The 14,556-nt window shown below is 70.1% G+C and carries 14 protein-coding genes; all 14 read left to right on the forward strand.

Annotation, left to right across the window (positions count from 1 at the left end):
- Positions 1 to 132: 132 nt before the first annotated feature.
- The 14 genes from FHS55_RS02020 to FHS55_RS02075 all read left to right on the forward strand — a co-directional run bounded on the left by FHS55_RS02020 (position 133) and on the right by FHS55_RS02075 (position 14,554).
- Positions 133 to 4,020: a baseplate multidomain protein megatron gene (locus FHS55_RS02020; RefSeq protein ID WP_183188001.1), complete on the forward strand. Its 3,888-nt coding sequence runs from the start codon at positions 133 to 135 to the stop codon at positions 4,018 to 4,020.
- A gap of 22 nt (positions 4,021 to 4,042) precedes the next feature.
- Positions 4,043 to 4,732, forward strand: coding sequence for a DUF2793 domain-containing protein (locus tag FHS55_RS02025; RefSeq protein ID WP_183188002.1), 690 nt, complete (start codon positions 4,043 to 4,045; stop codon positions 4,730 to 4,732).
- 16 nt (positions 4,733 to 4,748) lie between these two features.
- Positions 4,749 to 5,054, forward strand: a complete 306-nt coding sequence (locus tag FHS55_RS02030; RefSeq protein WP_183188003.1) for a hypothetical protein — start codon at positions 4,749 to 4,751, stop codon at positions 5,052 to 5,054.
- A 39-nt stretch (positions 5,055 to 5,093) separates the two neighbouring features.
- Positions 5,094 to 5,267 carry a hypothetical protein gene (locus FHS55_RS23210; RefSeq protein WP_210286815.1) on the forward strand — a complete coding sequence of 58 codons (174 nt, stop codon included), beginning with the start codon at positions 5,094 to 5,096 and terminating at the stop codon, positions 5,265 to 5,267.
- Entirely contained in the window at positions 5,267 to 6,553 is a 1,287-nt protein-coding gene (locus FHS55_RS02035) for a hypothetical protein (protein ID WP_183188004.1), read from the forward strand. The genes FHS55_RS23210 and FHS55_RS02035 overlap by 1 nt, the downstream gene beginning before the upstream one ends.
- Before the next feature lie 206 nt (positions 6,554 to 6,759).
- Positions 6,760 to 7,461, forward strand: a complete 702-nt coding sequence (locus FHS55_RS02040; protein WP_183188005.1) for a lysozyme — start codon at positions 6,760 to 6,762, stop codon at positions 7,459 to 7,461.
- Positions 7,458 to 7,787, forward strand: a complete 330-nt coding sequence (locus FHS55_RS02045) for a hypothetical protein (protein ID WP_246339754.1) — start codon at positions 7,458 to 7,460, stop codon at positions 7,785 to 7,787. Before FHS55_RS02040 ends, FHS55_RS02045 begins: the two co-directional genes overlap by 4 nt.
- Complete coding sequence (locus tag FHS55_RS23690; protein WP_281379527.1) at positions 7,777 to 7,905, forward strand: hypothetical protein; 129 nt, start codon at positions 7,777 to 7,779, stop codon at positions 7,903 to 7,905. Before FHS55_RS02045 ends, FHS55_RS23690 begins: the two co-directional genes overlap by 11 nt.
- A gap of 168 nt (positions 7,906 to 8,073) precedes the next feature.
- Positions 8,074 to 8,745, forward strand: a complete 672-nt coding sequence (locus FHS55_RS02050) for a response regulator (RefSeq protein ID WP_183188006.1) — start codon at positions 8,074 to 8,076, stop codon at positions 8,743 to 8,745.
- The gene (locus FHS55_RS02055) at positions 8,745 to 10,130 is read left to right on the forward strand and encodes an ATP-binding protein (RefSeq protein WP_183188007.1); all 1,386 of its coding nucleotides are present in this window, start codon (positions 8,745 to 8,747) and stop codon (positions 10,128 to 10,130) included. Before FHS55_RS02050 ends, FHS55_RS02055 begins: the two co-directional genes overlap by 1 nt.
- Before the next feature lie 90 nt (positions 10,131 to 10,220).
- Complete coding sequence (locus tag FHS55_RS02060) at positions 10,221 to 10,688, forward strand: glycine zipper domain-containing protein (RefSeq protein WP_183188008.1); 468 nt, start codon at positions 10,221 to 10,223, stop codon at positions 10,686 to 10,688.
- 281 nt (positions 10,689 to 10,969) lie between these two features.
- Positions 10,970 to 12,091, forward strand: a complete 1,122-nt coding sequence (ccmI, locus tag FHS55_RS02065) for a c-type cytochrome biogenesis protein CcmI (protein ID WP_183188009.1) — start codon at positions 10,970 to 10,972, stop codon at positions 12,089 to 12,091.
- Between the two features lie 4 nt (positions 12,092 to 12,095).
- The gene (gene ccmE, locus FHS55_RS02070) at positions 12,096 to 12,542 is read left to right on the forward strand and encodes a cytochrome c maturation protein CcmE (protein ID WP_183188010.1); all 447 of its coding nucleotides are present in this window, start codon (positions 12,096 to 12,098) and stop codon (positions 12,540 to 12,542) included.
- Positions 12,539 to 14,554 carry a heme lyase CcmF/NrfE family subunit gene (locus FHS55_RS02075; RefSeq protein ID WP_183188011.1) on the forward strand — a complete coding sequence of 672 codons (2,016 nt, stop codon included), beginning with the start codon at positions 12,539 to 12,541 and terminating at the stop codon, positions 14,552 to 14,554. Before ccmE ends, FHS55_RS02075 begins: the two co-directional genes overlap by 4 nt.
- Positions 14,555 to 14,556: the final 2 nt, after the last annotated feature.

The raw sequence follows: 14,556 nt of genomic DNA on the forward strand, positions 1-14,556 counted from the left end.
TCCGCCTGCGGCGCCACGCGTCCGGGACCGGGGGATTTCGTCTCCCGGCCCAGCGGAGGCGCCGCCGGAGCGCGGAGCCGGGACCCAGCGCACAGCTTCGCCGCAGGCATCAAACCAAGTGACGGGATCGACATGGCCACTCTCATTCTCGGCACGCTCGGCGGCACGATCGGCGGGGCGTTGTTCGGGCCCCTTGGTGCTGTCGCCGGTCGGGCGCTTGGTGCGCTGGGCGGGGCGGCGCTCGATAGCCGGCTGACCGGTGGCGGCCGCCGTGTCACGGGCCCCCGCCTTACCGATCTCGGCACCATGACCTCCAGCGAGGGCGCGCCATTGCCGCGGCTCTACGGCCGCGCCCGGCTGGCGGGGCAGGTGATCTGGGCGGCGTCGGTGGAGGAGGTGGTTTCCACCCAGACCCAGTCCTCCGGCGGCAAGGGCGGCGGCGCGCGCTCCTCGACCACAACCTACAGCTACTTTGGCAGCTTCGCGGTCGGGCTCTGCGAGGGGCCGGTGAGCCGGATCGGCCGCATCTGGGTGGATGGCAAGCCGCTGGACCGGCAGGGGATCACGTTGCGCCTGCATCATGGCGGCGACGACCAGCTGCCGGACCCGCTGATCGAGGCGCGCGAGGGCGCGGCGCCCGGCTATCGCGGCCTTGCCTATGTGGTGTTCGAGCGCCTGCCGCTCGCCAATTACGGCAACCGCCTGCCGCAGGTGACGGTCGAACTGGTGCGCGTGGTGGGAGAACTGGAGGGTCGGCTCAAGGCGGTGACGCTCATCCCCGGCGCCACCGAGTTCGGCTATGACACGCAGGAAGTGAAGCGGGTCATCCGACCCGGCACCTATCAGCCGGAGAACCGGCATGTGGAGACCGCCGACAGCGATCTCGACGCCGCGCTCGATGAGTTGCAGGAACTTTGCCCCCAACTGGAGCGCGTGGCTCTCGTCGTCGCCTGGTTCGGCACGGATCTGCGCGCCGGCGAGTGCCGCATCGAGCCGGGCGTGGAGCGGCGCGACAAGGCGACCTCCGCGCTCGCGGCGCTCGCCTGGCGGGTGGCCGGGCGCACCCGCACGGATGCCTATCTCGTTACCCAGATCGACGGGCGGCCGGCCTATGGCGGAACGCCCTCCGACGAGACGGTGCGCCGCGCGATCGAGGGACTGAGGGCGCGCGGCCTCAAGGTGAAGTTCTATCCCTTCGTGATGATGGACATCGCGCCCGGCAATACGCGGCCCGACCCGTGGAGCGGGGGCGCCTCGCAGCCGACCTATCCCTGGCGCGGGCGCATCACCTGCCATCCCGCGCCGGACCGGCCCGGCTCGCCGGACGGCACGGCGATGGCGGGCACGCAGGTGGCGGCGCTGTTCGGCAGCGCTTCCGCCGCGCATTTCACGGTGGCGGGCGGGGTGGTGAATTATGCGGGGCCGGCGGAATGGACGCTGCGCCGCATGGTGCTTCACTACGCCAAGCTCGTGGAACTCGCCGGCGGGGTGGAAGCCTTCATCATCGGCTCGGAAATGGCGGCGCTGACGCGCGTGCGCTCGGCCCCCGGCGTCTATCCCGCGGTGGCACAGTTCGCCTCGCTCGCCGGCGAAGTGCGCAGCATGCTGCGCGCCGGGACGAAGATCGGCTACGCCGCCGACTGGACCGAATATGGCAGCCATGTGCGCGAGGGCGGGGCGGAGCTGCGCTTTCCGCTCGATCCGCTCTGGGCCTCGCCGGCGATCGATTTCATGGGCATCGACTGGTATCCGCCCATCGCCGACTGGCGCGATGGCGACGCCCATCTCGACGCGGCCGCGCATGCGAGCGGCTATGACCGGGCCTATCTCGCCGGCAATGTCCATGGCGGGGAGGGCTTCGACTGGTATTATCCGGATGATGTCGCCCGCAACGCGCAGGCGCGGCAACCCATCACCGACGGAGCCTATGGCGAGCCCTGGGTGTTTCGCCAGAAGGACGTCGCGTCGTGGTGGAGCAACGCCCATCACGAGCGGGTCGGCGGGGTGCGGATGGCCAGCCCGACCGCCTTCATGCCGGGGTCCAAGCCGGTGCGGCTGACGGAATTCGGCTGTGCCGCCGTGGACAAGGGGGCGAACCGCCCGAGCGTGTTCCCCGATCCGAAATCGGTCGAGAACGGCCTGCCGCCCTTCTCCAACGGCCAGCGCGACGACCTGATGCAGCGCCGCCATCTTGAGGCGACGCTGGACGGCTTCGCACAGGAGGACGCCAATCCCCTCGCGTCGCTGCCGGGCGGGCGGATGATCGATCCGGCGGCGATCTATGCCTGGAGCTGGGACGCGCGGCCCTTTCCGATCTTCCCGCTCGCCCGCGACATCTGGGCGGATGGCGCCAACTGGCGCACCGGGCACTGGCTGAGCGGCCGGCTGGGCGCCGCTCCGCTCGCCGAGCTAGGCGCGCGGCTGGCGCAGGATTTCGGCGCCAGCCTCGACGCCACGCAGTTGCGCGGGGTAATCGACGGCTATGTGGTCGACCGGCCGATGACGGCCCGCGCGGCGCTGGAGCCGCTGGCGCAGGCCTTCGGCTTCGATCTGATGGAGAACGGGGAGGGGCTCGCGCTGCGCCCGCGCGGCGGACGTCTTGTGGCGACGCTTTCGGACGAGGATGTTGTCGCCGGCGAGGACATTGCCGCGCCCAGCTTCACCCGAGCCAGCGAGGACGAACTGCCGCGCAGCGTCACCCTCGGCTTCACGGACGGTTTGAACGATTATCGCCGTGCCACCGCCGCCTCGCGCCGGCTGGCCGGCCGGGCGCGGGCCGAGACGGCGCTGGACCTCGCGATGATCGCCGATAGCGGTCTCGTCGCCGGCCTTGCCGAGATGGGGTTGCAGGATGCCTGGGCAGGCCGCGAGAGCGGGCGCCTCACCCTGCCGCCCTCGCGCCTCGCCCTGGAGCCGGGCGACGTGGTGCGGATCGACCGCGACGGTCGGCAGCTTCTGGTGGAAATCACCGCCATCGAGGATCGCGAGGCGCGCACCGTTTCCGTGCGCGGCATCGACCCGGCGGTCTTTAGCCTCGCGGTGCGAACCGAGCGCGCGCCGCCCGTCACCGTGCCGGTGAGCCACGGCCCGCCCGAACTGGCGCTGCTGGGATTGCCGGCGGTGCTGGACACCAGTCCGACAGCGTTGGCCTGGCTGGCCGCTTTCGCCTCTCCCTGGCCGGGCGCCATGGCGGTGTGGCGGCAGGTGGACGGGGCGAGCTTCGAGCGGGTGGCGACGCTGGCCGCGCCGGCGGTGATGGGCGAGACGCTGAACGAGCTGGCGCCTGGTGCACCCTGGCGCTGGCATCGCGGCCCGGTGCTCGAGGTTGAACTCTATGGTGGCCTGCTGGCGGCCGCGAGCGAGGAGGCGGTGTTGGGCGGAGCCAACGCGCTGGTGCTGCTCGCGCCCGACGGGAGCGTCGAACTTCTGCAGTTCGCGGAAGCGCAACTGATCGGCGAGCGACGCTGGCGGCTGTCGGGGCTGTTGCGCGGCCAGCTCGGCACCGAGGCGCAGGCCCGTGCCATCTGGCCGGCGGGCACGCGTCTCGTGCGGCTCGACGCGAACCTGACGGCGGCGGTGAGCGGGCTGGATCTGCTCGGCCGCGGCATCGCTCTGCGCGTCGGGCGGGCGGATCGCGACCATGGCGACGACGGGGTCGCCGAGATCGTGGGAAGCGTTGGGCCGGCCGCGCTGCGGCCGCTGGCGCCGGTGCAGCCGCGTGCGCGCCGTGTCGCGGAGGGCGTCGCGCTGAGCTGGATCCGGCGCACGCGGATCGGCGGCGATTCCTGGGATCTCAACGAGGTGCCGCTCGGCGAAGAGACCGAGGCCTACCGCATCGACCTGATTGAGGCCGGTGCGGTGGTGCGCAGCGTCATCACCGCCACGCCGGCTTGGCTTTACGCGACGGCGGACGAACTGGCCGATTTCGGCGCGCCGCAGCCCTTCCTCGATGTGCGCATCGTCCAGCTCTCGGCCAGCGTCGGCCCCGGCTGGCCGCTGGAAGTGCGCCTTCCGCTCTGACTTCACCCGACAGGACATCCCGATGAGCGAGACGACACCGTTGCTCGCGCTGCCGCTGCTCGCGGCGGCGCAGGCGCAAAAACACGTCACCCATAACGAGGCGTTGCTGCAGCTCGACGCTCTCGCGCAGCTGGCCGTGATCGACCGGGTGCACACGACGCCGCCCGGCGGAGCGGTGGCGGGCGACCGCTACCTCATCGCGCCTGGTGCGGGCGGCGACTGGGCCGGGCGCGACGGACAGATCGCGCTGCTGGACGGAGGCTGGACCTTTCTCGTGCCGCGGGCGGGCTGGCGCCTGTTCGTCGCCGCCGAGCGCACGACGCTGGTCCATACGGGGGCGGGCTGGGCGGATCTTCTCGCCGGCACGCCCTCCGGCGGCACCGTGGCGCTGCGCGCCGTGGAGCAGGAACTGGTGCTGAGCGGGGCCTTTGTCACCTCCTCCATCGTCATTCCCGACCGCGCCATCTGCCTCGCCGTCGCCAGCCGCACGGTCCAAGCCGTCACCGGTGCCACCGCCTACGAGGTGGGCATCGCCGGTGACACCTCGAAATTCGGCGGCCTGCTGAGCGTCGCGGTCGGCGCGAGCAATGTCGGCGTGATCGGCCCGCAGGCCTTCTACGCCGCTACGCCGCTGCGCGTGAGCGCGCTGGGCGGCGCTTTCACCGGCGGGCGCGTGCGCCTCGTCCTGTTCTTCCTCGCCTTCGGCATCTGACGCCGCGGAGCCCCCAATGCCCTATGATTCCGCCAAGGACCCCTGGCGCGGCAGCGCCGTCTCCCCCACCAGCCTCGGCCGCAGCGGCGAGGCGGTCGTGCCGAACGACACCGCAGATTTCCCGCGCTACGCCCGCGTCCGCGTGTTCGCGCCCACGACGTTGGACAGCGCGCAGGTCTGCATCCTTCCCGTGTGGAATGAGGATGACGAGCCCATCGTCCTGTCGCTGCCGATCGGCTTGCCCATCGTCCTCGAATTCATCGTCCGGCGCGTGCTGGCGACCGGCACGAGCGCCGGCCTCCACATCCACACGGTGATCTGAGCCCCCCCCGATTCTGAACCGGCCATCCACGGAGGTTCCATGAGCGCACTCGGACCCGGCCTGTCGCCGGGCGGGTGGGGGCGCCGCGCGCTCCCACGGCTCCGTCACGGCTACGTCGTCCTCCGCGGCAAGGCGGCCGACGGCACGCATTTCCCCGTCCGCGCCCGGCGCGACGGCACCACCCTTCTCGTCCTGATAGGAAAGGTATTCTGATGTCCGGAGAAATCGATCTGGCCGTCCCCCGCACGCTGAGCCATGCCATCGGCCATGATGCGCAGGGCTATTTCGGCCGGCAGGCCACCGACCGGCTGGTGCGCTACGCCCAGAGCCACGCGGTGCCGTGGGAGCGGGCCGGCGCTGTCGTCGACATCGACTTCCTGAACGACAGAGCGAGCTGGTACGGGCTCAAATTCGCGTCGATCGACCGGTTCCTCGCCGCCATCGGCGGCACGGTGCTCTCGGGCACGGGTGCGAGCCGGGTAATCCGCCTGCCGTGGACGGATAATTCGGTCTATGTGGTCGCCGAGTTCATCAACTCCGCGGATGCCTGGGCGAGCGGCTCTCGCTATCCCTACGAGTTTTATTCCAACGATAACAACCGGATGACCGCATCGCGGAACACGTCGGGGTTTCTGGGTGTGGCGGCGGTCACCGCGGGCACGACATCGTACCTGCCGGCCGGGTTCGGCCCCATCGGCGGGCCGATCCTGCGGGTCGCGGCCTCCTATGGCGCCACCATGCGCGGCGCCTATAATGGACAGGATGCCCAATTGTCCACCAACTGGCCCGGGGCGCCGGTGGTCACCAATCTCGTTGTTGGCGGGGACCGCAACGGCGCGAATTTCGCCTCGCCGTTCCGCCGGTTTACCATCTACGCCGATGCCGTCACCGATACGGCTCGCATCAAGGCGGATAGCCTCCCGGTGTGGGACTGCTGGGTGGACGGCGACAGCTATGGCGGCGGCGCGGGCAACCCCGAAATCGGCTTCGGGCGCTCGCTCGCGCTGCTCGGCTGGACGCCGTACATGACGGCGGTCGGCGGCTCGACGCTGGAGCAGATCAAGACGCGCATGCTGGCGGCGCCGGCCTTCGCGAAGGCCTTGCCCACCCTCTGGTGGGACGGCGACAATAACAGCTTCGACGCGACGACCGCCAATGATGTCGCCCGCCATCAGGCGATCATCGCGGCGCTGGGCCACACGAACTACCTGATCATCCCCACCGCCAAGCGTGAGGGGCAGTCGGCGTCGGCACAGACGGCCGTCACCGCGCTCACGGCCGCGCTGCTCGCGGCCTATCCCGGCAAGGTGCTGCCGTGCATGCCCTATCTGCTCTCGCTGTCCAACGGCACCACGGATGTGACCGCCGTCGCCAACGGCAACGTGCCGCCCTCGGCGCTCATGGTCGACGGCGTGCACCTCGCCGCGCCGGCCATGACCGGGATCGCGGCCCTGGTCGACAGCGCCATGCGTGGCTTCGGGTGGGGCATGGCGGCGTGATCGCCATCCCTCGAGGAAGGTAGTCAACGGATGGGCCGAGCGCTGTGCCCCCCAAGGCACCGCCCGGCCCATCCGGTCATCGCGCGTTGGTCCTGCACGCACGACGACACCTCAATACTACGTGGTGATCGCCTCCGCGGTAAATGCGCCGTGGGTTGAGCCTTCGCAGCTGCGTTCCGATCCTTCCCGATATCTGGAGACGGTTCATGCCCCGCACGATCAATGCGGCTGGCCTCGCGCTGATTCAGCAGTGGGAGGGCAAGCGGCTTAACGCCTACAAGGACCCGGTCGGCATCTGGACGATCGGCTATGGTCATACCGATGCCGCCGGCCCGCCCCGCGTCACGCCTGGGTTCGCCATCACCGAGGAGGACGCCACCGCCATCCTGCGCCGCGACCTCGGCCAGTACGAGGCGGCGGTGCGGCAGGCGGTGACGGTCGAGATCACCGACAACCAGTTCGCCGCGCTGGTGTCGTTCTGCTTCAATGTCGGCCCGGCGAATTTCCGCAAATCGACGCTGCTGAAGAAGCTGAACGCCGGCGATCCTGCCAGCGTGCCGCGTGAACTGATGAAGTGGAACAAGGCTGGCGGCAAGGCGCTGCCGGGCCTCACTAACCGGCGCGCGGCCGAGGCCGGGCTGTGGGCGAAGGGCGCATTCGTCGCCTCCAACTATGTCGAGCCGGCGCCCAAGCCGCGCGCCACCGGCAGCACCGAGGGCAAGGGCACGGCGACGGCGAGCGTTGGCGTGCTCGGCACGGCCGCCTCCGACGCCGCGCAGCAGCTGGCGCCGCTGACGGAGGTTTCGACCGTGCTGAAATACGCCTTCGTCGCGCTGACCGTGATCGGCATCGGCGTCGCGCTCTATGGCGTGTGGAAGCGCAGCCGGTCGGATGTGGGGCTGGCATGAGCTGGATCCTCGACCTCATCCCCTGGTGGTTATGGGCGCTGGCGGGTGGCGCCCTGCTGGCCGCGACGTGGCAGGTCTGGCTGCCCTGGTGGCTCGCCCTGCCCAAGCCGATCCGCACCGGCCTCGCCATCCTCGCGACGGGAGGCCTCGCCTATCTCGCCGGTCGCAACAAAGGCGCGGCCGGCGCCCTCCAGCGTGCCCGGGAACAGGAGCAAGCCCATGCCGACGACATCCGCAAAAGGGGCGCTGATGCGCGCGCTCGCTCTGATCGCGACGCTGTGTCTGGCCGGCTGCGCGACGACGACGGGTTCCGGCGTGACCGGTGAAGCCGTGTGCGAGACCTTTCGGCCGATCTTCTGGACGGCCGATGACTCGGACGAGACGGTCCGGCAGGCCAAGGCGCACAACGCGGTCGGCCGCGAGATCTGCGGCTGGCGCGGCTGAGGGGCCGGAGTTGCCGCGCCCGCCTCGCCGGGGTTCCTGGCTCCTCGCCATGCCGGCGGCGCGGACCGCATGACGGGCGGTGCTGGGCATCCCCCCCTGACAGGGGGCGCTGGCAATGGCATTCTCCGCGCGCCGCGTGGTCGCGCGGCGCTGCCGTGAGGATCTGCCGTGCGCCTGCTCGTTGTCGAGGACGACCCTGATCTCAACCGCCAGCTCTATGAGGCTCTGGTCGATGCCGGCTATGCCGTGGACCGTGCCTATGATGGCGAGGAGGGCCATTATCTCGGCGAATCCGAGCCCTATGACGCCATTGTGCTCGACATCGGCCTGCCCAAGATGGACGGCCTGTCGGTGCTGGAGGCCTGGCGCCGCGATGGGCGCAAGGTGCCGGTGCTGATCCTGACCGCGCGGGACCGCTGGAGCGACAAGGTGCAGGGCTTCGACGCCGGCGCCGACGATTATGTCGCCAAGCCCTTCCACATGGAAGAAGTGCTGGCGCGCATCCGCGCGCTGCTGCGCCGCGCCGCTGGCCACGCGGCGAGTGAACTGACCTGTGGCCCCGTGATGCTCGACACGCGCTCCGGCCGTGTGACGGTGGATGGCAAGCAGGTCAAGCTCACCTCGCACGAGCACCGGCTGCTTGCCTATCTCATGCACCATTCCGGGCGGGTCGTGTCCCGCACGGAACTGGTCGAGCATCTCTACGATCAGGATTTCGATCGCGATTCCAACACGATCGAGGTCTTTGTCGGCCGTTTGCGCAAGAAGCTCGGCATCGAGGTGATCCAGACCGTGCGAGGGCTCGGCTATCTTCTGGCGCCGCCGGAGGCCCCGCGCTGATGCGCGTCGGCTCGCTCGCGCTTCGGCTGTTCGCCTCGGCCACCCTCGTCAGCGTCGCCGTGCTGCTGGTCACCGGCCTGGCTCTGTCCTCGATCTACCGGGACGCGGTCGAGCGCGCCTTCGACCAGCGGCTCGACGTCTATCTCAAGACCATCGTTGCCGACGTCGCCAATTCCACCACCGGCGCCATGCCGGAGCCGACGACGCTGGGCGATCCCATCTTCAATTTCCCCATTTCCGGCTGGTACTGGCAGATTGCCCGCGTCGACCGGCCGGCGCGCGAGTTCAAGACCTCGCGCTCCCTGCCCGAGGGGCGCCTGCCGCTGCTCTACGAACAGGGCACCTCCGCCGACCTCACCGGCCTGCGCGAAGCCTATGGCAAGGGCCCCTCGAACCAGACGCTGCGCATTGTCGAGCGCACGGTCGATCTCGGCGAGGACGGCCGCTATGTGGCCGCGGTTGCCGCCGACGCCGCGGAAATCGAGGAGGAGGTCGAGGGTTTCAACCGCGCGCTGGCGATCACGCTCGCGGTCATCGGCATGGCCTTTCTGCTCACGCTCGCCTTCCAGGTGCTGTTCGGCCTGCGCCCGCTCAAGCGTCTGCTCGATGCGCTGCATCAGGTGCGGACCGGCAAGACGGACCGGCTGGAGGGCGCCTATCCGCAGGAGATCGCCCCGCTGGCCGCGGAGGTCAACGCGCTGATCGACGCCAATCGCGAGATCGTCGAGCGCGCCCGCACCCATGTCGGCAATCTCGCGCACGCGTTGAAGACGCCGCTCTCCGTGCTGCAGAACGAAGCCGCGCGAACCGCCTCGCTCCATCCCGACGACGCCCTCGCCGCCAAGGTGGCGGAGCAGGCCGCGATCATGACCGGGCAGGTTGCCCATCATCTGGAGCGCGCCCGGATGGCCGCGCGCGTCACCGTCGCCACGACGGTGGAGGAGGTCGGTCCTATCGTCGAGAAGCTGGCGGCGACGCTCGCCAAGGTCTATCGGGCGCGTGGCATCGCGGTCGAGGCGGAGGTTGCGGCCGGCATGCGTTTCCGCGGTGAGCGGCAGGACCTTGAGGAGATTCTCGGCAATCTCGTCGACAATGGCTGCAAATGGGCCCGCTCGCTGGTGGAGGTGAGCGTGACGCCGTTGCCCGGCACCGGCGGCCAGCGCGATTTCTTCGAGATCGTCATCGACGACGATGGGCCCGGCCTCACGCCCGAGCAGCAGGCTGAGGCGCTCAAGCGCGGCCGCCGGCTCGACGAGACCAAGCCGGGTTCCGGGCTCGGCCTGTCGATCGTCGCGGAACTCGCGGCGCTGTATGGCGGCAAGCTCGCCTTTGATCGCTCGCCCTTCGGCGGCCTCAGATGCATCGTGCGCCTGCCGGCCGCGTGAGGCGCTCATGACGGGTGACGGAGCCGCCGTTTCGCCCTATTCCTACCGCTTTCTGCCGCCCTCTGCGGCTTGATCTCGGAAGGATTCTTCATGCGCGCTGTTCCTCTCGTCGCCCTTGTGCTGATCGGAGCGACCCTGGCCGGCTGTCAGGCCACCCAGGAGAACCCAAACATGGTCGGCGGTGCGGCAACCGGCGCGGTCGCGGGCGGCATCATTGGCGCGATCGCCGGGCGGAACGTGGCGGGGGCCGCCATCGGCGCTCTCGCGGGCGGCCTGATCGGCGGCACCATCGGCGCGGCGCTCGACGACCAGGATCGCCAGCGTGCCCAGCAGGCGGAGATGCAGGCGCTCGAATATGGCTCGCCCGGCTCGCCCGTGAGCTGGCGCGGCGATAATGGCAATTACGGCACGGTCGTTCCCGGCCCGGCCTATGCGCGCGGCGGCTCGCCCAAGTGCCGCGAATTCACCCACACGATCTATATTGACGGCCAGCCGCAGACCGCGCGCGGAACCGCCTGCCGCAATCCGGACGGCACGTGGGCGCCCGTGGCGGGCTGACGCCCGGCAACGGACTTCAGGTTGTCTGGCCGGCTGCCGGTCGCGCTCGTGCGAGCGTGCACCGGTCGATGCCTTTGACGGCAAGCAGGGCGCTCCGGCAGGGCGATATCCGCCGCGCGGCACGGTCGCCCGGCGAGCGGATCGGTCGCTCGCCGGATCACGCTCGCGTGACATTGCCCCCCGTGATCCCGCGACTGTGAGCCTGCGTCGATCCGACTGAGGGTGTTACGGATTGGCGAGGCCGCCAAGCTCGGCTACCTCAGCGCATTAGAGGAACGCTAATGTTGCTGTGGACCGCCATCTCCCTCATGACCGGGGCCGCCATATTGGCGGTGCTGTGGCCGTTGCGCACCGGCGGCGGCACCGCGCCTGCCGCCAGCGCCGCCGATCTTGCCGTCTATCGCGACCAGCTCTCCGAGATCGAGCGCGACCGCGTCAGCGGCCTTATCGGTGCGGCCGAGGGGGACGCCGCCCGTGCCGAGGTGGGGCGGCGCATCCTGCGCGCTTCCGCCGAGACGGCTTCCGGCGCGGCCCGCCCCTCCGGTGCGGACCGCCGTCGGCAGATCGTCGCCGTGATCGGGCTGGTCGGCCTTCCTGTCATGGCGGGCGGGCTCTATCTCAAGCTCGGCTCGCCCACACTGCCGCCGCAGCCCCTGGCGGCGCGGCTGGAATCCCGGCCCGACCAGTCGGACGTCGCCATTCTCGTGCGCAAAGTCGAGGCCCATCTCGAGGCCAATCCCGAGGACGGACGCGGCTACGAGGTTTTGGCCCCGATCTATGCCCGTATCGGCCGCACCGCCGATGCGGCGCGCGCCTGGACAAGTGCCGTCCGCCTGCTCGGCCCCAGCGCCGTGCGGGAGAACGGGCTCGGCGAGGCGCTGACGGCCGAAGCGGGCGGTGTCGTCACCGTCGAGGCGAAGGCGGCCTTCGAGGCGGCAGTCGCGGCCGACCCCAAGGACCCCAAGGCACGCTATTTCCTGGGCCTCGCGGCCGAGCAGGACGGCCGCCCCGCCGATGCCGCGCAGATCTGGGGCGCGCTGGCCGCCAGTTCCCCGCCCGACGCACCTTGGATGGGGCTGCTGCGCGCGGCGCTGGCCCGAGTCGGGGCGCCGGTGGCAACCGCGCCGGGGCCGAGCGCCGCGGATGTCGCTGCCGCGCAGGACATGACGCCGGCGGAACGCGACCAGATGGTGCGCGGCATGGTGGCGCGGCTGGAAGCGCGCCTCGCGCAGGACGGCAGCGATATCGAGGGCTGGCTCCGCCTGATGCGCGCCCGGATCGTGCTGGGCGAGGCCGACAAGGCCAAGGCAGCCGCCAGCGAGGCGCGCGCGCATTTCGCTACGGATGGCGGCGCCCTAGGGCGCATCGACGCGCTGGCGCGCGAACTCGGTTTAGGGAGTTGACGACATGACCCGCAAAGGGCGGCGCCTTCTGCTCATCTCCTGCGCGATCGGCGTGCTCGGCGTTGCCGCGGGACTGGTGCTGTTCGCGCTCAACGACACCATCGTGTTCTTCCGCTCGCCGAGCGAGATCGCCGCGGAGCACACCGCCCCGGGCTCGCGCCTGCGGCTGGGCGGGCTGGTCAAGGATGGCAGCGTGATGCGGCAGGACAATGCGCATGTCCGCTTCACCGTGACAGATGGCGGGGCGGACATGGCGGTCTATTATGAGGGACTGCTGCCGGACCTGTTCCGGGAGGGACAGGGCGTGATTGCCGAGGGCGTGCTGCTGGGCGACGGCACGTTCCGCGCCGACAGCGTGCTCGCCAAGCACGACGAGAAATACATGCCCAAGGAAGTCGCCGACGCGCTGAAGAAGCAGGGCGTCTGGAAGGAAGGCGAGGCGACGCGATGAACCCGGAAATCGGCCATTTCGCGCTCGTGCTGGCGCTTGCCGTCGCGATCCTGCAGACCGTGATCCCGATATGGGGCGCGCGGGTGGGCGATGCCGCGCTGATGCGCGTCGGGCCGGCGCTGGCGGTGGCCTTCCTTGGCTTCGTCGGCCTCGCCTTCGCCGTGCTGACGGCGGCCTATGTGCAGTCCGACTTCTCCGTGCTGAACGTGGTGGAGAATTCGCACTCGCTGAAGCCGATGCTGTTCAAGGTCACCGGCGTCTGGGGCAACCACGAGGGCTCCATGCTGCTCTGGGTGCTGGTGCTGGCCCTGTTCGGCGCGATGGTGGCGCTGTTCGGAACCAACCTGCCGGCGACGCTCAAGGCCAATGTGCTGGGCGTGCAGGGTTCGGTCGGGGTGGCGTTTCTCCTGTTCATCCTGCTGACATCGAATCCCTTCATCCGCGTCATTCCGGCGCTGGCGGAGGGGCAGGACCTCAACCCGGTCCTTCAGGATATCGGCCTCGCCATCCATCCGCCGCTGCTCTATCTCGGCTATGTCGGCTTCTCCATCACCTTCGCCTTCGCCGTCGCCGCGCTGATCGACGGGCGCATCGATGCGGCATGGGCGCGCTGGGTGCGGCCGTGGGCGCTGGCCGCGTGGGCTTTTCTCACCGTCGGTATCGCGATGGGATCCTACTGGGCCTATTACGAACTGGGCTGGGGCGGCTGGTGGTTCTGGGACCCGGTCGAGAACGCCTCACTCATGCCGTGGTTCGCCGGCACCGCATTGATCCATTCCGCCGTGGTGATGGAAAAGCGCGATGCGCTCAAAGTCTGGACGCTGCTGCTCGCCATCCTCGCCTTTTCGCTCTCGCTGCTCGGCACGTTCCTGGTGCGCTCGGGCGTTCTGACTTCGGTGCATGCCTTCGCCACCGATCCTTCGCGCGGCGTGTTCATCCTCGGCATTCTCGTCTTCTTCATCGGGGGATCGCTGGCGCTCTATGCGCTGCGCGCGCCGATGCTGCGCCAGGGCGGCCTCTTCGCGCCCATCTCGCGCGAGGGCGCGCTGGTGCTGAACAACCTGCTGCTTACCGCCGCCGCCGCCGCCGTGCTGGTCGGCACGCTCTATCCGCTGGCGCTGGAATCGTGGAACGGCGCCAAGATCACGGTGGGCCCGCCCTATTTCAACCTGACCGTCGGCGCGCTGATGCTGCCCGTGGTCTTCGCCATGCCGTTCGGCCCGCTGCTCGCCTGGAAGCGGGGCGACCTGGCGGGTGCGGCGCAACGGCTGATGAGCGCGCTGGCGGTGGGGATCCTGATCGCGCTTGCCGCGGCTTACCTGCAGGGCGGTGGCCCGCTGCTGGCGCCGCTCGGCATGGGGCTCGCCGCCTTCATCGTCATCGGGGCGTTGGTCGACCTTGCCGAGCGCGGCGCCGTCGGCCGGGTGCCGGTGGCCACGTCCGTCGCCCGGCTGCGCGGCCTGCCGCGCGCCTCCTATGGCGCGGCACTCGCCCATGCCGGTGTCGGCGTCTGCCTGTTCGGCATCATTGCCGAAACCAGCTGGAACGCCGAGCGCATCACCGGCTTGAAAATCGGCCAGAGTTTCGAGGTGGGCGGCTATGAACTGACGCTCGCCCGCGTGGAGCCGCGCAACGGGCCGAATTACCGCGACCTCACCGGCATCTTCATCATTCGTCGCGGCGGCACGGAAATCGGCACCATCGAATCCTCCAAGCGGCTGTTCACCGCGCGCAACATGCCCACCACCGAGGCGGGCATCCGCACCTTCGGCTTCAGCCAGCTTTATGTGAGCTTGGGCGACGAACTGCCCGGCGGCGGCATCGGCGTGCGCGCTTATTGGAAGCCTTTCGTGACGCTGATCTGGCTCGGGGCGGTGATCATGGCGCTGGGCGGGGCACTGTCGCTGAGCGACCGGCGGCTGCGCATCGGCGCTCCCAAGCCTGCTAAACCCAAGCCTGCTAAACCCACCCCCGAGCGCAAGCCCGACGCCGCGCCGGCGCCGGCGGAGTGAGC

This window comes from Ancylobacter tetraedralis (assembly GCF_014195655.1).
Taxonomy (GTDB): domain Bacteria; phylum Pseudomonadota; class Alphaproteobacteria; order Rhizobiales; family Xanthobacteraceae; genus Ancylobacter; species Ancylobacter tetraedralis.